The organism is Allobosea sp. NPDC003192, from assembly GCF_050275675.1.
GTDB lineage: Bacteria > Pseudomonadota > Alphaproteobacteria > Rhizobiales > Beijerinckiaceae > Allobosea.
The window spans coordinates 210103-229750 of sequence record NZ_JBNNPK010000004.1; the positions used below are offsets into that span (position 1 = coordinate 210103).

16 protein-coding genes and 1 pseudogene are annotated in these 19648 nt (G+C 66.1%); 11 read left to right on the plus strand and 6 right to left on the minus strand.

Going from position 1 to position 19648, the window contains the following annotated elements; translation table 11 throughout:
- Positions 1-8: 8 nt before the first annotated feature.
- Both ACQKLX_RS07920 and ACQKLX_RS07925 read right to left on the minus strand, forming a co-directional pair.
- A complete protein-coding gene (locus ACQKLX_RS07920; RefSeq protein WP_427361029.1) occupies positions 9-1661 on the minus strand; it encodes a peptide ABC transporter substrate-binding protein in 1653 nt (550 codons plus the stop codon).
- Positions 1662-1726: 65 nt separating this feature from the next.
- A complete protein-coding gene (locus ACQKLX_RS07925; RefSeq protein WP_427361030.1) occupies positions 1727-2929 on the minus strand; it encodes an NAD(P)/FAD-dependent oxidoreductase in 1203 nt (400 codons plus the stop codon).
- A gap of 162 nt (positions 2930-3091) precedes the next feature.
- Between ACQKLX_RS07925 and ACQKLX_RS07930 the strand changes: the two genes are divergently transcribed.
- The 6 genes from ACQKLX_RS07930 (at position 3092) to ACQKLX_RS07955 (ending at position 10426) form a co-directional block, all read left to right on the plus strand.
- Positions 3092-3505, plus strand: a complete 414-nt coding sequence (locus tag ACQKLX_RS07930) for a Rid family hydrolase (RefSeq protein ID WP_427361031.1) — start codon at positions 3092-3094, stop codon at positions 3503-3505.
- Complete coding sequence (locus ACQKLX_RS07935; RefSeq protein WP_427361032.1) at positions 3492-4832, plus strand: NAD(P)/FAD-dependent oxidoreductase; 1341 nt, start codon at positions 3492-3494, stop codon at positions 4830-4832. The genes ACQKLX_RS07930 and ACQKLX_RS07935 overlap by 14 nt, the downstream gene beginning before the upstream one ends.
- Positions 4833-4875: 43 nt before the next feature.
- The gene (locus ACQKLX_RS07940) at positions 4876-6021 is read left to right on the plus strand and encodes a serine hydrolase domain-containing protein (protein ID WP_427361033.1); all 1146 of its coding nucleotides are present in this window, start codon (positions 4876-4878) and stop codon (positions 6019-6021) included.
- A 525-nt stretch (positions 6022-6546) separates the two neighbouring features.
- Positions 6547-8133 (plus strand): DUF4153 domain-containing protein, encoded by a 1587-nt coding sequence (locus ACQKLX_RS07945; protein WP_427361034.1) that lies wholly within the window; start codon positions 6547-6549, stop codon positions 8131-8133.
- The gene (locus ACQKLX_RS07950) at positions 8133-8834 is read left to right on the plus strand and encodes a response regulator transcription factor (RefSeq protein ID WP_427361035.1); all 702 of its coding nucleotides are present in this window, start codon (positions 8133-8135) and stop codon (positions 8832-8834) included. The genes ACQKLX_RS07945 and ACQKLX_RS07950 overlap by 1 nt, the downstream gene beginning before the upstream one ends.
- A 71-nt stretch (positions 8835-8905) precedes the next feature.
- Positions 8906-10426 carry a sensor histidine kinase gene (locus ACQKLX_RS07955; RefSeq protein ID WP_427361134.1) on the plus strand — a complete coding sequence of 507 codons (1521 nt, stop codon included), beginning with the start codon at positions 8906-8908 and terminating at the stop codon, positions 10424-10426.
- A 195-nt stretch (positions 10427-10621) separates the two neighbouring features.
- Here the strand turns inward: ACQKLX_RS07955 and ACQKLX_RS07960 are convergent.
- Positions 10622-10783, minus strand: a pseudogene (locus ACQKLX_RS07960) (alpha/beta hydrolase); the annotation flags it as partial.
- A gap of 223 nt (positions 10784-11006) precedes the next feature.
- Here ACQKLX_RS07960 and ACQKLX_RS07965 point away from each other — a divergent pair.
- The 5 genes from ACQKLX_RS07965 to melA are packed head-to-tail and all read left to right on the plus strand — an operon-like array spanning position 11007 to position 16582.
- The gene (locus ACQKLX_RS07965; protein WP_427361036.1) at positions 11007-12080 is read left to right on the plus strand and encodes a LacI family DNA-binding transcriptional regulator; all 1074 of its coding nucleotides are present in this window, start codon (positions 11007-11009) and stop codon (positions 12078-12080) included.
- 50 nt (positions 12081-12130) lie between these two features.
- Positions 12131-13414 carry an ABC transporter substrate-binding protein gene (locus ACQKLX_RS07970; protein ID WP_427361037.1) on the plus strand — a complete coding sequence of 428 codons (1284 nt, stop codon included), beginning with the start codon at positions 12131-12133 and terminating at the stop codon, positions 13412-13414.
- Positions 13415-13425: 11 nt separating this feature from the next.
- Positions 13426-14370, plus strand: coding sequence for a carbohydrate ABC transporter permease (locus tag ACQKLX_RS07975; RefSeq protein ID WP_427361038.1), 945 nt, complete (start codon positions 13426-13428; stop codon positions 14368-14370).
- 10 nt (positions 14371-14380) lie between these two features.
- Positions 14381-15226 (plus strand): carbohydrate ABC transporter permease, encoded by an 846-nt coding sequence (locus ACQKLX_RS07980; RefSeq protein WP_427361039.1) that lies wholly within the window; start codon positions 14381-14383, stop codon positions 15224-15226.
- Positions 15227-15283: 57 nt separating this feature from the next.
- Positions 15284-16582 carry an alpha-glucosidase/alpha-galactosidase gene (gene melA / locus ACQKLX_RS07985; RefSeq protein WP_427361040.1) on the plus strand — a complete coding sequence of 433 codons (1299 nt, stop codon included), beginning with the start codon at positions 15284-15286 and terminating at the stop codon, positions 16580-16582.
- Between the two features lie 273 nt (positions 16583-16855).
- Here the strand turns inward: melA and ACQKLX_RS07990 are convergent, their stop codons facing one another.
- Genes ACQKLX_RS07990 through ACQKLX_RS08000 form a run of 3 tightly spaced genes read right to left on the minus strand, consistent with a single transcriptional unit; the run spans position 16856 to position 19597 of the window.
- Positions 16856-17677: an SDR family NAD(P)-dependent oxidoreductase gene (locus ACQKLX_RS07990; RefSeq protein ID WP_427361041.1), complete on the minus strand. Its 822-nt coding sequence runs from the start codon at positions 17675-17677 to the stop codon at positions 16856-16858.
- Between the two features lie 25 nt (positions 17678-17702).
- The gene (locus ACQKLX_RS07995; RefSeq protein ID WP_427361042.1) at positions 17703-19007 is read right to left on the minus strand and encodes a multidrug effflux MFS transporter; all 1305 of its coding nucleotides are present in this window, start codon (positions 19005-19007) and stop codon (positions 17703-17705) included.
- Complete coding sequence (locus ACQKLX_RS08000) at positions 19004-19597, minus strand: TetR/AcrR family transcriptional regulator (RefSeq protein ID WP_427361043.1); 594 nt, start codon at positions 19595-19597, stop codon at positions 19004-19006. Before ACQKLX_RS08000 ends, ACQKLX_RS07995 begins: the two co-directional genes overlap by 4 nt.
- Between the last annotated feature and the right edge of the window lie 51 nt (positions 19598-19648).

The following is a 19648-nucleotide window of genomic DNA, read 5'->3' on the forward strand; positions in this document are numbered from 1 at the left end:
TTCGCCGGTCACGCCGCCCAGTACCAGCGCCGCATGTTCCAGCAGCTCGACGAGCAGTTGATGTTGGGCTGGAAACCCTGCAGGCCGTCCTTGATGCCCTCGGCCAGCACGGTCTGGTAGATCGGCAGCAGGACGAGATCATCGCGGATGATGCGCTGGATCCGGCCGTAGATTGTCTTGCGCTCCTGCGGGTCGAACTGGCTGGCGCCTTCGGCAAGCAATCGGTCCATCTCGGGATTGCCATACTGGTAGGTGTTGAGCCCCGCACCGGCCTTGGCCGGGATCGCGGTCGAGGCGAAGCGCGGCGTCACGTCGGGATCGTTGCCGATCATGAAGTTCGAACCGACCATCACCGACTCGAATTTCGACTTCTGCCAGAACTCGCCCCAGATCACCGCGCCCGGCATGTTGTTGATGCGCAGGCTCGCGCCGACCGCGCGCCAGTCCTGCATCAGCAATTGCTGCGACTGCTCGCGGCCGGGATTGCCGACGGTGGTCGAGTTGGAGAATTCGAGGCGCACCCCGTTCTTCTGGCGGATACCATCGGCACCGCGCGCCCAGCCGGCCGCGTCGAGGATGGCATTGGCCCTGGCCGGATCATGGCGATGCGCCGGCAGGCCGTCGTCATAGGCCCAGGACTCGCGCGGCAGGAAGGATTCGGTCGGCACCGGCAGCCCGTAATAGAGCGCGTCGATGCGCGCCTCCTTGTTCATGGCGAGATAGAGCGCCTGGCGCACCGCCTTGTCGGCGAAGGGGCCGAATTCGAGATTGAGCGCGATATGCTCGATGAACGGCGTCGGCGAGCGTGAGATCCGCCGGCCGCGCAAGCCCTGCGCTTCCTTGACGAAATGCGCCGCGATGCCGCCGATGCCGAGATAATCGACCTGCCCGGTGCGGAACTGCGTGTAGAGCACCGTCAGGTCAGGAATGTATTTGAAGACGACGCATTCGAGATAGGGGCCGTCGCCATGGTAGGCGGTGTTGGCGCGCAGCAGCAGATGGTCGCCTGCCGCGCGCTCGCCCCACCGGAACGGACCGGTGCCGACGGGCGCCCCGTTGAACGGCGCCGTATTCGGATCGGACGCCTTCTCCAGGATGTGCCTGGGGACGATGAAGGTCAGCGCCAGGATCGAGAGATAAGGCGAATAGGCGCTCTCCATGCGCCAGTGGATCTTGTCGGGCGCGACGACCTTGATGTCTCGCACCAGGCTGTGGCCGACCCGGTTGCGCACGCGGAAGCCGGGCGTGTTGATCAGGTCGAGCGTGTATTTGACGTCCTCGGCGGTGAACGGCGTGCCGTCATGCCATTTCGCGTCGCGCCGCAGCCTGACTTTCCAGCTCAGCCCGTCGGCCGAGAGGCCACCATTGGCGATGCTCGGCACCTCGGCGGCGAGGTCGGGGACCAGCTTGCCGTCGGGGTCGACGAACCAGAGCGGGCTGAAGAGCTGCCACCAGACGCCCTGGTCGACCTCGCTGCCCGGCATCAGCGGATTGAAGACCGTCGGCTCCTGCGACAAGCCGGCGACGACCTGCCCCTTGGGTTGCTGCGGAGGGCGCGTTTGTGCCCGCGCCCCACCGGCAGCCAGTACAGCGGCGCCAAGGCCGAGTGCCAGCGCCTCGCGCCGGCTGCGGAATCTGATGCGACTGCCCGTTTCGGTCATGTCGAACTCCCCTCATTGCATCCGGGCTGTGTTCAGCCTCGGTCATGTCTCGTCGGGTCGGCGGTTCAGCCGACCCCTTGGAGGCTGTTTCGTGCCGGCGACAGGTCACCAGCGGTCACGCCGAGTTCGGTCATGGCGGCTGGAAGGTCTCGCCCGGCAAGCAAGGCCGCTGTCGCCTCGCCCACCGCCGGCGAGGTCAGGATGCCGCAGCCGCCCTGCCCCACCAGCCAAAAGAAGCCTGGCTCCTGCGGCCGCATGCCGGCGACCGGTTCCGCATCGGCGACGAAGCTGCGCAAGCCTGCCCATTGGCTGAGCGGGCGACCGATGCGGAAGCTGGTGTCCTGCTCGATATTGTCGATCGCCTGCGCGACATCGAGATCGTCGGCATAGGCGTCGCCGGGCGCTGTCGGCGTCGCATCGGCGAGGCTGCCCATCAGGCAGCCGGGTTCGGGCTTCACATACCAGCGATAGTCGACATTGCTGACATGAGGCCAGGCGCGGGCGTCGACATCGGGTCGATGCGCGAAGGTGAAGGCGGTGCGGCGCTTGGGCACGATGCCGAGCGGGGCGATGCCGGCCATGCCAGCGACCTCGTCGGCCCAGGCGCCGGCGGCATTGACCAGCAGCGGCGCCTGCACCTCGCCGCCGGGCCAGGCCACCGTCCAGCCGGCTGCGCCACGGAGGATGACGTCGACACCGGCTTTCAGCACGACCGTCGCACCATTCGCCTTGGCGCCTCGCAGATAGCCTTGCAGCAAAACGTCGACATCGATGTCCATGGCGTCGGGCTCGTTGACGCCGGCATGGATCTTCTCCGGCCGCAACGCCGGAAACAGCGCGAGCGCCGAAGGGCCATCCAGGCGTTCCGCCCGGGCGCCGACCGAGAGGATGCGCTCCTCCAGCCGCGCCAGCCTGTCTTCCTGGCCGACGGCAGCGACCGTCAGGCAGCTGCGTGGCGTCGTGATCGGATAAGTGCAAAAGCCGGCCGGCGGCGTTTCGAGAAAGGCACGGCTCGCCTGCGCCATGCGCCGCATCGTCGGCGCGGTGATGCCGACGGTGAACTGCGCGGCCGAGCGCCCGGAGCTGTGATAGCCGGCCTGCTCCTCGCGCTCGATCAGCGCGACCGATCCGTGCCGGGACAGGAAGTAGGCCGCGGATGCTCCCGCGATCCCGCCGCCTATGATGATCACATCGACCCGCATCGTCCCCGCACCAGCTTTCCGGTCATCGGCCGCCGGCAGCCCCACCGGCAGGATCAACGACAGCACCGCGCCGCCCCGCAGTCGATTTCAATAATTGGGGGCCGGCACCTCAAAAGCTGGGTCGCCGAGCAGCCCGAATTCCCTGAGCCCCGCCCCCAATTATTGAAATCGACATCGCTACCGCGCCGGGGCTTGCCTTGGCCCGAACAGACAAGCGGAGCAACACCCATGAGCGGGATCGGTTTGCAGGCGCCGCGCCGGCGCAACATCTCGTCCGGCAGCGCCTTCGAGGCGCAGTACAGCTATAGCCGCGCCGTCGTGGTCGGCCCACATGTCATGCTGTCGGGCACGACCGGCTATGACTATGCGACAAGCACGCTTGCCGAAGGCGCCGCGGAACAGACGCGCCAGCTCTTTCGCAACGCCGCTACCGCCTTCGCCGAGGCCGGAGCTGGCCTCGCCGACGTCGTCCGCGTGCGCATGTTCATCGCCCGCGCCGCCGACTACGAGGCGGTGATGGCGGTGTTCGCCGAGGCCTTCCGGGAGGTGAAACCGGCCTGCACCACGGTCGAGGCCGGGCTCTTCGACCCCGACATCCTGGTCGAGATGGACATGGACGCCATCGCCGATGTCGATGCTTAGCCTGCGCTCGCACGTTCCTGACGACGTCATCACGGCTGCCGATCGCCTCCCCGGGCAGGCTGATGTCGTCGTCATCGGCGGCGGCATCATCGGTGCCGCCGCCGCTTTTCATCTCGCTGGAGCCCGGCAGAGCACGGTGCTGATCGAGGCCGACAAGGTCTCGTCGCAGCAATCCGGCCGGAACTGGGGCTTCGTCCGGACGCAGTACCGCGACCCACTGGAACTGCCGCTCGCCATCGAAGCGCTCGCACTCTGGCCCGAGCTCGAGCGCGAACTTGACGCCCCTGTCGGCTGGCGCCGGACCGGCTGCGTCTTCGTCGCGGCGACGCAGAAGGAAATGGCGGCCTTCGCCGGCTGGCATGACAAGACACGCGACATCGCTCGCGAGGCCCGGCTGCTCTCCACCAGCGAGGTCACAACCCTGCTGCCGCCGCTGCGGGGCAGGGCGGAAGGCGCGCTCTACACTGCGAGCGATGGGCAGGCCGAACCGGTGCTGGCGACCACGGCCTTCGCCCGCGCCGCAGCGCGGCGCGGCGTCCGCATCGTCGAGGATTGCGGTGCGCTCGCCATCGAAACCGCGGGCGGGGCTGTCAGCGGCGTGCAGACAGAGCACGGCCTGATCCGCTGCAGCGTCGTCGTCTGCGCTGCCGGCACCCAGAGCCACCGGCTCCTCGCCCCGCTCGGCCTGTCGCTGCCGCAGCAGAGCGTGCGCAGCACCGTCTCCCTCACCTCCCCGCTGCCCCCGCTGAGCGAGGCCTGCTTCTGCGGCTTTGGCATCGGCCTGCGCCAGCGTGCCGATGGCTCCTGCATCATCGCCGCCGATTCGACCTCCGACATCGACCTGTCGCTCGATTCCTTCCGGGCTGCCCGCTTCTTCCTGCCGGGATTGCTGCGCCATGGCAGCGGCTTCTCGCTGCGGCTCGGGCGTCCTTTCATCGACGATCTGCATCGGCGCGTCTCGGTACCGGGTCACGAGCGCGCCGTTGCACGGCGCCCCAGCATCCCGGCCAACTCCAAGCTGGCGGCACGCACCGGCGCTGCGATCCGCGACCTGTTCGCCGGCGCCGCCGGGATCGAGATCGTCAAATCCTGGGCCGGCCGCATCGATGTCCTGCCTGATGCGCTGCCGGTGCTCGATGCGCCGGCAGAGATCGGCGGGCTTATCGTCGCAACCGGCTTCTCCGGCCACGGTTTCGGGCTCGCTCCCGCAGTCGGCCGACATGTCGCCGGGTTGGCAAGAGGCGAGCCCCCCGCCGCGATCCTGGCGCCACTCAGGCTGGACCGTTTCGCGCGCGGCACCTATTCGGCACCACACGCCCCGCTCTGACCACGACGATCGCAATGCGGAACGGGCTTGGAGAGGATCGGTCATGACGCAGACAACCGGTATGGAGGCGGCCGCGCGCGAGCACATCCGCCGCTATTACGACGGCACGCTGCGGCCGGACGAGATGGTCGCGGCAATGTCGCAGGAGACCGGCTGGTTTCCATCACGCGTGGTACGGCGGGGCGAGGCGGTCTCGCCGCTTCCCAATGACGGCTGCAGGTTGCCGCCGCTGGAGATCCGCGATCACGGCCGAACCTTCGATCTCTACGACTATCTCTCGGTCAACCGCGTCGCCGGATTGATGGTCCTCCAGGACGGTGCCGTGATCGAGGAGAGCTACTCGCTCGGCATCGGGCCGCAGACGCAGTGGAAATCCTGCTCGCTGGCGAAATCGGTCACCGCCACGCTCTATGGTATCGCGCTGCGCGAAGGCACGATCGAAGCCCTCGACGATCCCGTGACGCGCTACGCACCGCTCGCTGGACTCTATGCCGGCGTCTCGGTGCGCCAGCTCCTGCGCATGGCAACCGGCGTGCGCTGGAACGAGGATTATACTGACCCGACTTCCGACCGGCGCCTGCTGATGGACACCCAGATGAACTGGGAGCCGGGTGGCATCGTCAGGCATATGGCAAGCCTGCCCGCCGAGACGCCACCGGGTGGCTCCTGGAAGTACAATACCGGCGATTCCTATCTCGCCGGTCTCGTCCTGGAGCGCGCGACCGGAACCGGTCTCGCCGACTATCTCTCGGAAAAACTCTGGTCGCGGATCGGCATGGAGGCCGATGCCTCCTGGTGGTGCGAGAGTCCGGGCGGCATGGGCATAGCCGGCAGCGGCCTGCAGGCGACGCTGCGCGACTATGCCCGCTTCGGCCAGTTCGTGCTCGATAATGGGCGGATCGGCTCGCAGGAGCTGCTGCCGGAGAGCTGGCGCGAGGAGGCGGGCTCCCCCTATCGAATCGGCGAGGCGCTCATCCCCTATGGCTACATGTGGTGGATCCCCGTGCTCGACGATCCCGCCTTGAAGGGCACCTTCCAGGCCGAAGGCATCTACGGGCAGTTCATCCACATCAACCCGCGCAAGCGCCTGGTGGTCGTGGTGTTGAGCGCCCGCTCGAAACCGGGCTATCGGCGGCGCCTGGAAATCAACGACGACGCCTTCTTTTTGGCGTTGGCGAACCGTCTTTAGGAATAGCAGCGATCACCAATTCGGTCATCACGACGGCGAGCGGCAAAGCGCTCGGACGGTGCCATACCTTCGTGCCCGGTGAATACCTGTCACGGCTCCAACCAACCTGGAGCGCCCTTCCGGAATGTCCGGTTCTGGCAAGCTCCCAATATCCGCAATTGGCGCGAAACGGCCCCCCTTTTCAAGGTTTCAGCGCTTCTCGTTGGATGGGAAACGGGAGCATCGCGCGGTGACCTTCCGGCTCTTGGGCGTGACAAGGACAGGTCCGCTGCCCTGCGCAAAAACTGCACGAAAATCCTGAGTTTCTGCCGATCCTCGCCAGAGTCCCTGCGAGCGGGCAGCGCATGGATGGCGCATGGCGGACATCATCGCTCTCCGATCCTTCAGGCCAAGACTGCCGCGTAGGCTGGTCGAGGATGGCTGGTGGCTGGAGACGAGGGTGCAGACCGTCTGTGCCGAAATCCTCGCCTTTCCGGTCCGGGCGTCAGCCCTGGCCGCGGGCGGCTCCCGCCGAGATCGACGACCATGCCAGCCCACGCCCTCGAGCCCGCCGCCGCCAGCCCGCAGCCTGTCAAACGACCAGCCGGATGGCTGACGATCCAGCTGGCGGCTGCGGCGGTTCTGGTAGCCTTGGCCGATTTCCTCTTCTACGACCACCGACTAGGAATCTCGCTCGCGCTCTTCCTCAGCGCGCTCGCCTTGGCCTCGGCCTGCCTCAACCCGATCCGGGCTGGAACCTCCCGGCGCCGGCAAGCTGCGATCCTGATCGCCGCCGGACTCCTGCCGACCATCGAAGACGTCACCTGGCTCTCGGTGGCGATCGCTTTGCTGGCTGTCACCGCATCCGCCCGGATGCTGACCGAGACCCGTGCATTGTCATGGCTGGAGCATCTGCGCGCCGCGTTGCGCTTGCCGTTCGCCGGCCCCTTCCGCCTGCTAGGCGATTTTGCGCGCGCAAGCCGCTATGGCCGGCGCCGTCAGGTGAAATCGGGTGTGCTGGCCGGGTTGCTGGGCTGGGCGGTGCCGCTGCTGCTCTGTGCCGTCTTCGCCGCGCTGTTCGTCTCGGCCAATCCGCTCCTCGAGATCTGGCTGAACCAGATCGATATCCCCGCCATTCTCGAACAGCTTTTCTCCGGGCGCTCGCTTTTCTGGGCAGCGATCCTCTGCCTGATCTGGCCCCTGGTCCGGATGCGTTCGCTTCGCCGTCGCAGGCGCGGCGTCTCGAAGCTGCCGGCGATCGCGGCAGCGACCGATCCGCTCGATCTGTTCAACGACCTGACCGTCAAGCGCTGCCTCGTGTTGTTCAACGGGCTCTTCGCCATCCAGACCGCGTTGGACCTTGCCTATCTCTGGGGCGGCGCCAGCCTGCCCGCTGGGCTCACCCATGCCGGCTACGCCCATCGCGGTGCCTATCCGCTGGTCGTGACCGCGCTGCTGGCAGCCGCCTTCGTGCTGGTCGCGATGCGTCCCTCGGGTGCGGGCATGCGCTCGCCCCAGGTCAAGGTACTGGTGCTGGCCTGGGTCGGGCAGAACATCCTGCTGATGCTGTCGGCCCTGCTGCGTCTCAAGCTCTATGTCGATGCCTATTCGCTGACCGAATTGCGCATGGCCGCCTTCGTCTGGATGCTGCTGGTCGCAGCCGGTCTTGTCCTGATCCTCATTCAGATCCTGTCGCAGCGGCCGGTCGGTTGGCTGGTCTCTGCGAACGTCGCCACGCTGGCGCTGGCGCTCTATGCCTATAGCTTCGTCGACACCGCGGTCGTCATCGCGAACTACAACATCCGCCATTCCTACGAGATGCGGGGCACGGGCCAGAGGATCGATGTCGCCTATCTCTGGGCGCTGGGACCGGGCATCATCCCGGCGCTCGATCGCTATGCACCCCGTATCGTTGCTGTCGGGAATCCTCCTTCCCAGATCAAATGGGGGTGGTCGCAGGAAAAGGTCGCCAGCTACCGCGACGGGCTCGCCGGGCGTCATCGAGCCGCCCAGATCGACTGGCGTGCCTGGAGCTTCCGCGACTGGCGGTTGTCGCGGTATTTGGCCACCGTCCCGCAAGCACCGTTCAGGGCGATTCTGGTGCCGCCGGCCGGTACACCCAAGGAGAAGTGATGGCGCCGCGCATTCTCGTGGTCGACGACGACAGCCATATCCGCGAGGTGATCTGCTTCGCCCTCGAAAAGGCCGGCATGGTCACAGTGATCGCGCGCGACGGGCTGGAGGCGCTCAGTGCCTTCAGGCAAGGCGCGCCGGACCTGATCGTCCTCGATATCGGCATGCCGGAGATGGACGGGCTCGAAGTCTGCCGGCAGATTCGGAAGTCTTCCGAGGTGCCGATTCTGTTCCTCTCGGCGCGGGACGACGAGATCGACCGCATTCTCGGACTGGAACTCGGCGGCGACGACTATGTCACCAAGCCGTTCAGCCCGCGCGAGCTGGTCGCCCGCGTCAACGTGATCCTGAAACGCCTCCGCCTCGGCCAGGGCGTACAGGACACCGAGCAGGTCCTGGCCTGGGGTGCTCTCAGCCTTGACCCGGCGCAGCACTCGGCTCGTTTCGATGGCAGCGAATTGCTCCTGACCGCCATCGAGTTCGCGATCCTGCGTACGCTGATCGCAAGGCCGCGCCAGGTCTTCAGCCGCAACCACATCCTCGATCAGGCCTATGGCGGCGCGATCCACGTCTCCGACCGGACGATCGACAGCCATGTCCGTAACATCCGCTCGAAGGTCCTGAAGGCGGGCGGCGACAGCGTGATCGAGACCGTGCACGGCGTCGGCTTCAGGCTCGGCCGCTGCGAGGCCTCGTCTTGACCGGCATAGGCCAATCACCGGTGCGGGTGGCATCGAAATGGCGCCCGAGCCTCAGCCTGATCGTATTCGTCATGCTGAGCGCCGTGCTGGCGCTACCTTTCGTCGGATTGTTCTTCTTCCGGATCTACGAGAACCAGCTCGTGCATCAGGCTGAGTCCGAGCTGATCGCCCAGAGCGCGGCGCTGGTGGCGGTGATCGGGCAAGATCTGCGCGTGAATCTGCCAGCCGATGCCGCGCTCGGAGCGATGGTCCCACCAGAGAACCGATCAGCCGATGCACTGGCGCCTGTCCTGCCCTCGCTCGACCTGGCGCGGGACCAGCTGCTGCCCCGGCGGCCGGACGCGCAGCCAGTACCGCAGCCCGCCACCGAAGCTTTTCGTGCCGCTGGCGCGCGGCTGGGGCCGCTGCTCGCCGAGACGCAGCGGGTGACGCTGGCTGGCTTCCGATTGCTGGATCCCCAAGGCATCGTCACCGCCGGGCGCGAGGAGCTCGGCCTGTCGTTGGCGCATGTCGAGGAGGTTGCAGCGGCATTGCGCGGACAGTTTGCCGCTGCGCTCCGGCTACGCATCTCGAAGAACGAGCCACCGCCGCTCTATTCGTTGAGCCGAGGCACCGGCGTGCGCGTCTTCACCGCGATGCCGGTCATCATCGACGGCCGGGTCGCCGCAGTTCTCTATGCATCGCGCACGCCGAGCAACGTCTTCCGCCACCTCTATGAAGAACGCGGCAAGGTCGTCGCGGCAGGGCTCTCGGTCGCCGCCCTGACCCTGTTGATCGGGTTGGCCTTCCATCGGGCGATCACGCGGCCGGTCAAGGAGCTGATCGCCAGGACGACAGCGATCGGCAAGGGCGACCGCAACGCCTTGCTGCCGCCGAAGCATCACGGCACGGCCGAGTTCGCGACCCTGTCGCAGAGCTTCCTCAATATGGCCAGTGCCCTCAATGCGCGCTCGGACTTCGTAGCCACCTTCGCCGCCCATGTCTCGCATGAGCTGAAATCACCGCTCACCTCGATCGAGGGGGCTGCCGAACTGCTGCGCGACGATATAGAAGCCGGCGTGGGCCGCATGACAGATGCCGAGCGCCAGCACTTCCTCGACAACATCGTCGCCGATGCCAAGCGGCTGACCGCGATCACCAACCGCCTGCGCGAGCTGGCGCGCGCCGAAGCGACGCCGACGGACGGCGCAACCTCGCTCGGCCCCGTGATCGAAGTGCTGCGCAGCGCGTTTCCGCGGCTAGCGATCCAGGCCGGCGGCGACTTGGCCAGCCCGATCGGCATGTCCGCAGAGAACCTGCAGATCGTACTGTCGCATCTCGCCGACAATGCCGAGCGCCATGGTGCGACCCGGCTCGCGGTCGATGCGGAGCCGCAGGCCGACTCGATCCGCCTGCATGTTCGCGATGATGGGCAGGGCATCTCACCGAACAATCGCGCGCGGATCTTCGACAGCTTCTTCACCACGCGCCGTGACAGCGGCGGTACCGGTATGGGGCTCGCGATCGTCCGCGCGATGCTCGAAACCCACGGCGGAACGATCTCGCTCTCGGACAGCGAGCACGGTGTCCATTTCACGGTCACACTTCGATGACGATCTGCTGAGCGATCGAACTCGGCCGTTGCGCAATGCCGCCATTCGCGCATCGAGCCAATGTCCGGTTCTGATACTGTGGACGCTCTCCAGCCCCGCGGGAGCTCAAGCTCTCGCAGAGATGGAGGAGAGCATGGGTCAGGCAATCACGATCGGTTGGATATCGCGAAGTCGGTGTTCCAGGTTCATGGCGTGATCGACGAGATGGACCGGGAAACCGCGGCGCAGGAAGAGGGTCTGGAAGCCCTCGCGCCCGTCGGAGATCGTCTCCCAGCTCCGCGCCGATTGAAAAGCGCCATGCAGCATGACGATCGGCAGCGGCTTTGGGTTCTGCGGAACCTGATAGAAGGCGTAGAGATCGCTGACGTCAGCCCGAAGGTGGGCGGCTGTTACCGGCGATGCGGGCTCCGATCGGGACCGAATTTCGACCGATTTGATCGCGCATCGGGCGAGTGTTTCAAACCTTGGAATTCTCCGCAGCAGCGGGAGCGCGCATCCCGCCGCCTTGACAGGAGGGCACATTCGCACTTAGCTTTCTCCTAAATCGTGTTAGGTTGAATTTTTGGGCAGGAAACGCTTGGTGAAGCGCGCACCTCCACTCGACCGAGTCAGTCGCCGCGTCACCAGCGCGGAAGTCGCCAAGCTCGCCGGCGTCTCGCGGGCCACAGTTTCTCTCGTTCTCAATGATCGCGGTGGAGAGCTCGGCATCTCGGCCGAAACGCGGGCTCGCGTTGCCGATGCCGCCGCCCGGTTGAGCTATCAGCCGAGCCATGCTGCGCGCTCGCTGCGGCGCTGGCGCACCAACGTCATCGCGCTGCTGCTCTATACGCTGGACAGCTTCTACAATGCCGAGATCATCGGCGCCGCCCATGCCGCAGCCCTCGAGCGCGGCTATTCGCTCAACATCATGTCGGCGAAGTTCGACGAGGTGCATCGGCGGGCCTATGCGCTACTCTCGGGCGGCGTCGCCGATGGCGTCATCGTCGCGGCGCCCCCGGCCGATCTCGCCGCCGACCTGAAGAAGCTCGCCGAGAACGGCATGCCGATCGTGGTCATGCAGCACCACAGTCCCGACCCGGCACTCCAGGCGGTACGCGTCGATCTGGAAACCGGCGGCTATGTCGCGACCCGGCATCTGATCGATCTCGGCCATCGCCGCATCGCCCATATCGGCAGCGCCTCGCAGCGGCTGCTGAAGCGCCGCGAACGCTCCGACGGCTATGCACGGGCGCTCGAGGAGGCCGGTATAGCCGCGGACCCGCGGCTCGTCGCGATGGCGGAGCCGAGCCTCGCCGGCGGCTTCTCGGCGATGGAAGAGCTGCTGGCGCAGAACGAACGCCCGAGCGCCGTCTTCGTCTACAGCGACCAGATGGCGGTCGGCGCGCTGCACGCGCTGCGCAAGCATGGCGTCAGCGTGCCGGCGGAGATGGCGGTGGTCGGCTTCGACGGCATCGCGCTCGGCGGCTTCGTCACGCCGGAGCTGACCACGGTCGACTATTCCCGCGCCGATATCGGTCGGCTCGCCGTCGAGGCAGTGATCGGCCGGCTGGAGGGCGAGGCCGAGCTGCCGCGCGAGCAGGTGCTGCCGGTGCGCCTGCTGGTGCGCGAATCCTGCGGCGGCGTCCGCACCGTCTCAGACGGGGAAGGAGTCTGACCAAGCCCACCACGTCTCAACGACAAAAAAGACCCAGGGAGATCGAAACAATGGTGACCATCACCAAGCGCAGTTTCCTGAAGACCAGCCTGTGCGCCGGCATTGGCGCCGGAACCGGTATGTACTTTGGTGCAGCGAACGCCCAGAAGGCCGCCTCGCTGACCATGACCTCCTGGGGCTCGCCCGCCGAGATCGCCGCCTTCAACGCGCAGATCGAGCGGTACAAGGCCCGCAATCCCAACGTCGCCATCAAGCTGGAGGTCGTTCCGAGCGGCCAGTACTATCAGCAGCTCGACACCCGCTTCGCCGGCAAGCAGGCGCCGGACATCTTCCGCGCCCAGTATCAGCGCATCGGCCGCTACGGGCAGAGCGGCGCTGCGATCGATCTGTCGCAATATCTCGACGCCGGCTTCGGCCAGGACTTCCTGCCCTCGGTCTGGCGTGCCTCGACGATCAAGGGCAAGCCGCATGCCCTCCCCCATCACACCGACACCTTCGCGCTGTTCTACAACGCCGAGATCCTCGAGAAGTGCGGCATCGAGGCGCCGAAAAGCCTCGACAAGAGCTGGACCTGGCAGGAGTTCATCAGCGCCGCCAAGCTGGCCAAGGAGAAGGCAGGGCTGAACTACGCCTTCGCGATGAACTGGCAGAATTCGAACGCCTATCGCTGGCTGATGTATCTCTACCAGCATGGCGGCCAGTTGCTCGACGACGAGCTCAAGGGCCCGCAGATCAACACGAAGGAGGCGGCCGAGACCGTCGCCTGGACCCAGAGCTGGTTCAAGGACGCGCTCGTCCCGCCCAACACCTCGTTGAAGAGCTCCGAGCCGGTGCAGAACCTGTTCGCCACCGGCAAGATCGCCATGCTGCTGCATGGCGACTGGCAGATCCCCTTCATCCAGGAGCAGGCCAAGTTCAAATGGGGCGTCACCTATCTGCCGCGCGATGTGGCGATGGCGGCCGATCTCGGTGGCAATGCCCTGGCGGTCTCGCGTGACAGCAAGAGCCCGGACGTCGCGGCCGATTTCGTCAAGTTCATGGTCGCGGAGGAGGCGATGCGCGAATTCGTCACCAAGGCGCAGTTCCTGCCGGTGCGCAAATCGCTGAAGGAGAAGGGCCTCATCTACGACATCCGCAACGAGGAGATGAAGGTCTTCCTCGAGCAGTCGGCAACCGTGCCCGAGCACCTCGTCAGCACCATCGTCCTGCCGACCTGGGACCGCTTCAACGCCAAGCTGGCCGACGAGCTCGAGCTCGCCTTCACCTCCGGCCAGTCACCGACTGCGACCGTCGCCAACATCGAGAAGCACGTGCGTTCCACGCTGCTAGTCTGATGGCGGCGGTGATGGCGATCGCAGAAAACCTGAGGGGGCCGGCGGTCGGCCGGCCTTCGGCGACCGATGCGCGGCGCTACTGGCTGCAAGCCAGGCGCAACCAGCTGACGCCCTATCTGTTCATCGCCCCGAACATGGCGCTGTTCTCGGTCTTCGTCTTCTTCCCGCTGCTCTATGCGTTCTACATCAGCCTGCGGGAATGGAGCCTGATCGATACGCCGCGCTATGTCGGGCTGGAGAACTATGCTCGCCTCGCCCACGACGGGCTGTTCTGGCAATCACTGAGCAACACGGCAGTCTACTCCATCGCCACGGTCCCGATGAGTCTGGCCATCGGCCTGGTGCTGGCGCTCGCTCTCAACCGCGACCTCTTCGGCCGCACCATCCTGCGCAGCGTCTTCTTCCTGCCCGTGGTGATCTCGAACGTTGCCACGGCCGTGATCGCGGCCTGGCTCTTCAACGACAATTACGGCGTCATCAACACGCTGCTGCAGCAAGTCGGGATCGGGCCGGTCGCCTGGCTGTCCTCGCCGCGCTGGGCGCTGTTTTCCCTGATCGTCACCTCGCTCTGGGTCCGGGTCGGCTTCTGCATGGTGGTCTATCTCGCTGCCCTGCAGTCGATCTCGCCGACCTATTACGATGCCGCGCAGATGGACGGCGCCAGCCGCTGGCAGCAATTCCGCTTCGTCACCTGGCCGTTGTTGCGGCCGGCGACCTTCCTGCTTCTGATCCTCGGCGTGATCCACTCCTTCCAGGTCTTCGACCTGATCTATGTCATGACCGGCGGCGGCCCCGGCTTCTCGACGACGATGATCGTCCAGTACATCTACCAGGCCGCCTTCGTCGGTTCGGAGATGGGCTATGCCAGCGCCATGGGCATGGTCCTGTTCGTGATGATCCTGATCTTCACCCTGCTGCAATGGCGGGTGAACCGCCGGGTCGAGGACGTGGCATGAGGGTCCCTTCATGATCGCGGGAACGAACCGCAGCGCCCTCACAGGGCGCCTCGAGACCACCGGCATCTGGCTGCTCCTCGTCGCGGGCGCCGGAATCATGTTCTTCCCGGTCTACTGGATGTTCGCGACCGCGGTGCGGCCGAAGGACGAGGTCTTCAGCGGCACCGCCGGCCTGATCCCGTCGAGCTTCGTCTGGCAGAACTTCGCCGACGCGATCGGGCGCGTGCCGTTCCTGCACTGGGCGATGAACTCGCTGGTCATCACCGTGATCGCGGTGATCATCACCGTGACGATCAACCTGCTCTGCGGCTATGCCTTCGCCAAGTTCCGCTTCGCCGGCCGCGACGTCCTCTTCCTGGCGGTCCTGTCGGCACTGATGATCCCGTTCCAGGTCATCATCGTGCCGCTCTTCCTGGTGGTCTCCGAGCTCGGCCTGCTCAGCGATTACTGGGGCGTAATCCTGCCGCGCGCGGCTGAGGCCTTCGGCATCTTCATGGTGCGCCAGTTCATGGTCTCGATCCCCGACGAACTGCTCGAGGCGGCTCGCATCGACGGCGCCAGCGAGCTCAAGATATTCTTCAAGATCGTCGTGCCGCTCTCGAAGCCGATCATCGCCGTCCTGGTGATATTCACCTTCATGTGGCGCTGGAACGACTTCGCCCTGCCGCTGATCGTGATGATGAAGCACGAGATGTACACCGTGCAGCTCGGCCTCAATCTGCTGCGCGGCCAGTTCAACACCGAGTGGTCGATGATCATGGCGATCGCGCTGCTCTCGCTGGTGCCGATGCTGATCATCTTCACCTTCTTCCAGCGCTATTTCGTCCAGGGCATCGCCGGCTCCGGCCTCAAGTAACCGCCTGCGCAAGGGCGCAGGCCGAGCAATTTCGACCGTTTCGAGAAGGACAATACCGTGGTCAAGATCGCCATGATGGGCGCGGGCAGCGCCGTCTTCGTCAAGAACCTGCTGACCGACATCCTGAACTTCACCGAGCTCGGCCGCGTCGTCATCTCGCTGCACGACATCGATCCCGAGCGGCTCGAGACCGGCGGCATGATGGCGCGCTGGACCGCCAAGCAGTTCGGCGCCGATGCGGTGGTCGAGGAACATCTCGACCGGCGGCGCGCGCTCGAAGGCTGCGACTTCGTCATCAACATGGTCCAGATCGGCATGCACGAGGCGACGCTGCTCGATTTCGACATCCCCCGGAAATACGGGCTGAAGCAGACGATCGCCGACACGGTCGGCATCGGCGGCATCTTCCGCGGCCTGCGCACCATTCCCTTCATGCTCGACCTCGTCGCCGACATGCGCGAACTCTGCCCGAACGCCGTGCTGCTGAACTACACCAACCCGATGAGCATCCTGACCTGGGCGGTCTACAAGGCCTTTCCAGAGCAGCGCGTCGTCGGCCTCTGCCACAATGTCCAGCACACGGCGCGCGATCTTGCGAGCTATCTTGGCGTCGAGCAGTCGCGGCTGAGCTATGACTGCGCCGGCATCAATCACATGACCTGGTTCCTCAAGCTCCAGGTCGACGGCAAGGACGCCTATCCGGCTCTGCGCCTGGCGATGGCCGATCCGGAGATCTACGCCAGGGACAAGGTCCGCTTCGAGCTGATGCGGACGCTCGGCTGGTTCGTCAGCGAATCCAGCGAGCACAACGCCGAATACACCCCGTATTTCCTGCGCCGCGACGACCAGATCGCGCAATACGACGTGCCGGTCGATGAATATGTCCGGCGCAGCACCCGCAATCTCGGCCGCTACACCGAGACGCGCCGCAAGCTCCTGGCCGGCGAGGCCTTCCCACTGGAGCGCAGCGACGAATACGGCTCACTGATCATCCGCGCTATGGTGACCGGCGAGCCGACGGTGATCTACGGCAATGTCGAGAACACCCGGCTGATCGACAACCTGCCCGAAGGCTGCTGCGTCGAGGTGCCGGTCATCGTCGACCGCAACGGCCTGCGCCCCTGCCATGCCGGCACGCTGCCGCCGGAGCTGGCGGCGCATTGCGCCCCCCATGTCTTCGTCCAGGACCTGACGGTGCGCGCGGCGCTCGACGGCGATCGCGAGCGCGTCCACCGGGCTGCGGCGCTCGACCGTCATGCGGCGAGCGTGCTGTCGCTGCAGGAGACACGGCGCATGGTCGACGAGCTCATCGCCGCCCATGGCGACGCCTTGCCGAAGTGGAAAGGCGCGGCCTGAGCGTCGCAGGTTGCATTCACGGAGAGCCTCGAGCCGATGCCGCCGATCCGTCTCGCCATCGTCGGCTCGGGCAAGATCGCCCGCGAGCAGCATGTCCTCAGAACGCCGCCGGCCTGCGCCGGCCCTGCCGGGAGTGCGGCTTAGTCCTCTGGCGCATCAACGAATGGCTCCGCGTGCGTCATCGACAGGAGCTCTCAGACCGTGATTCCGGCAGTGTCGGAACTCGTCCGCTCGACGCTATCTGCCCTCTTTGACAAGCTGGGAAGATCGGTCTCATGGCGCCATCACCTTTCGCATCGAAGCCCGCTGCATCGATCGCGTGGTGAAGCGGTTCGAGAATGCGACGATCTTGTTGAGCAGGCCTGCAATGACGGATGGCTTGGCCCGAGCCAGCGCCTTCAATCCAGCCTCGGCGACCGGGCGAGGCTTCATGGTCAGCTTGCGCAGCATCGGCGAAACGCGGGCGTCGGCAGCCGCATCGAACCCGGTTTCGGTATGGCCGGGGCAGAGCGTGGTGACGACGACGCCGCGCGGACGCAACTCATCGTGGAGCGCCTCGCCGAAGGAGAGCACATAGGACTTCGTCGCGGCATAGGCCGCATAGGTGGGAACCGGCTGGAAGGCCAGCAGACTGGCGACGAGAAGCATCTCGCCGGAGCCTCGGCTGGCCATGTCCCGCCCGAAGACGTAGCTCAGCTCGGTCAGCGCCGTCACGTTGAGCTGGATCATCTCGGCGGTGCGCGCGAGCGGCGTGTCGAGAAAGTCACCGTGCAGGCCAAAGCCCGCATTGTTGACCAGGAGATCGATCCGCAGCGCCTTGGCGTCCAGTTTCTCTTTCAAGCCTCCGGCCGCGCCGGGGGCGGAGAGGTCGACCGGCTCGACATGGATCTCGACGCCGTGCTTCCGGCGAAGCTCGAAGGCGAGCCTCTCCATCGGCTCGCGCCGCCGCGCCGCCAGCACGAGATTGACCTTTCGAGCCGCCAGAAGCTCGGCGAATTCGACGCCGAGGCCGCTCGATGCGCCCGTCACGAGGGCCCATTTCCCCGAGGGGGCGCCCAAGGTGCTTCCAGCGGAGGAACCGTTCGCGTTCTGCATGTGATGACCTTTCGAATAGATGCCCCTAAGCATCGTTCGAGACCCGCGCTTCGATGATGGTGGAAGGCTGCTTTTCGCGTCGCGGACGCTCGCGGTAGACGGGAGAGAAGACCGCGAGCGCGCCAACCGAGGCCCCCGTCATGACGATGGCGAGCGAGACCGACGGCGAGAACGGCATCGCGCTTGCCAGCGCCGAACCGATGGCGGCGCTGCCCATCTGCAGGAAGCCGAGCAGCGCAGAGGCCGAGCCGGCCTGGCGGCCAAAGGGCTGCAGCGCGATCGCCGTGCCGAGCGGATTGATCAGCCCCATGCCGAAGAGGACGATCGAAAGAGCGCCGGTGAAGGTCAGGTAGGATGGCTGCGACGCGACCGCGACCATAGCCAGCGCGCCAGCGGCAAAGATGATCAGCCCCGCAAGGCCGGTGGTCCGGTCGCCATGGCGTCGCGCCAGCCGAGGCGCCAGGAGCCCGGCCGCAAAGACGATCAGCACTGTCGCCGCGAAGGACAGTCCCATTTGAAGCGGCGTCAGTCCAAGCTGGCCCATCAGGACGCCGGGCGCCGCGGCAAAAAAGCTGAACAAGCCGCCCAGCACCATGCTGACCGAGAGCGCCGGCAACAGGAAGCGGCCATCGACCAGGAGGGACCGATAGGTCGTCGCCACATTGCCGAGCGCGAGCGTGCTCCTGGCGTCAAACGGATGGGTCTCGCCGACCCGCCGCACGTAGAGCAGCGCGAGCGCCGCCGCGCAGAGGGAGACGAAGAGAAAGCTCGCCCGCCAGCCCGACAGATCGACGAGGACGCTGCCGAGAAGCGGCGAGAACCCGGGCGCGGCGGCGCCGGCGATCATGGTGAGGGACAGCACCCGCCCGAGCGTCTCGCCCTGGAACAGATCGCGCGCGATGGCGCGGGCGAGCACGGATGCGGCGCAGGCCCCCATGGCCTGGACGACCCGGCCGAGCACGAGCCAGAACAGGTTGTCAGCTTGTGCGGCGATCATGCTTCCCGCCAAGAAGGTGGCGAGGCCGCCGAGAACCAGCGCCCTTCTTCCGAAACGATCCGAGAGCGGGCCGACAACCAATTGCCCCAGCGCAAAGGTGAGGAAGAAGCTGCTCAGGAGAATCCCGAGCTGAGTGCCCGTCAGGCCAAGCTCGGCCGCCATGCGTGGAAAAGCCGGGAGGATAATGTTCGTCGCCAGCGTACCTAGGGCGGCCAGACCGGCGAGAAGCACGACGATAGGACCGCTGACTTCGCGGGCCTCGGATCGAAATGGGTCGAGGCCCGTTTGGGAAATCTGCGACGGTCCGTCGAGCGCAGTTTCCGCGGCACTCACTGCACGCCCTCCTGCTTGCCGCCGGGCGGCTTCGCATGGGCGGCGATCTGGGAGCCAGCCGCGTTCAGGATCTGGCGCGCCAGCGTCTCGTCGTTGACCGTCCGCGACAGCAGCACGGCTCCGACCATCATCGACACCTTCGCCAGAAGAGCGTCACGATCTGCTTCCGCGGACAGGCTTGCGATCATGTCGAGGTTTGCGCGGATGCCAGCCTCGAATTCGGCTTTCACCTCCGGGCCCTGCCGTGCCGCGTCGGATGCGAGCGCGACGAAGGCGCATCCTTCGGCGCGTGCCGCGACATGTTCAGGGCTGAGGTAGAATTCCGCGACCGCCGAGAGCGGGTCATCCGGCCGAGAAGCGGCGGCCGACGACCAGCGCTTGGCCGTACTGGCGATCGCTTGCCGCGACGCCAATGCGGCCAGTTCGTCCTTCGACGCGAACTGCTTGTAGAAGCCGCCCTGCGTCAGGCCGGCGCCCGCCATCAGGTCCTTGAGACCGATGCCGTCGAAGCCGTGCTCGCGAAAGAGCCGGCTCGCCGTCTCGATCACCCGCTCCCTGTTCTGTGCCGCTTGCTCCCGAGAGACCCGCATTCTCTGCTCCAAAAATTAGATTGCGTTCAAACTCTATATCAGTCATAGATG

Bases quoted from the DNA above. Each gene is read 5' to 3' on its own strand.
- ACQKLX_RS07920 (WP_427361029.1), bottom strand. From the start codon at position 1,661: ATGACCGAAACGGGCAGTCGCATCAGATTCCGCAGCCGGCGCGAGGCG.
- ACQKLX_RS07930 (WP_427361031.1), top strand. From the start codon at position 3,092: ATGAGCGGGATCGGTTTGCAGGCGCCGCGCCGGCGCAACATCTCGTCC.
- ACQKLX_RS07935 (WP_427361032.1), top strand. From the start codon at position 3,492: ATGTCGATGCTTAGCCTGCGCTCGCACGTTCCTGACGACGTCATCACG.
- ACQKLX_RS07940 (WP_427361033.1), top strand. From the start codon at position 4,876: ATGACGCAGACAACCGGTATGGAGGCGGCCGCGCGCGAGCACATCCGC.
- ACQKLX_RS07945 (WP_427361034.1), top strand. From the start codon at position 6,547: ATGCCAGCCCACGCCCTCGAGCCCGCCGCCGCCAGCCCGCAGCCTGTC.
- ACQKLX_RS07950 (WP_427361035.1), top strand. From the start codon at position 8,133: ATGGCGCCGCGCATTCTCGTGGTCGACGACGACAGCCATATCCGCGAG.
- ACQKLX_RS07955 (WP_427361134.1), top strand. From the start codon at position 8,906: ATGCTGAGCGCCGTGCTGGCGCTACCTTTCGTCGGATTGTTCTTCTTC.
- ACQKLX_RS07970 (WP_427361037.1), top strand. From the start codon at position 12,131: ATGGTGACCATCACCAAGCGCAGTTTCCTGAAGACCAGCCTGTGCGCC.
- ACQKLX_RS07975 (WP_427361038.1), top strand. From the start codon at position 13,426: ATGGCGATCGCAGAAAACCTGAGGGGGCCGGCGGTCGGCCGGCCTTCG.
- ACQKLX_RS07980 (WP_427361039.1), top strand. From the start codon at position 14,381: ATGATCGCGGGAACGAACCGCAGCGCCCTCACAGGGCGCCTCGAGACC.
- ACQKLX_RS07990 (WP_427361041.1), bottom strand. From the start codon at position 17,677: ATGCAGAACGCGAACGGTTCCTCCGCTGGAAGCACCTTGGGCGCCCCC.
- ACQKLX_RS08000 (WP_427361043.1), bottom strand. From the start codon at position 19,597: ATGCGGGTCTCTCGGGAGCAAGCGGCACAGAACAGGGAGCGGGTGATC.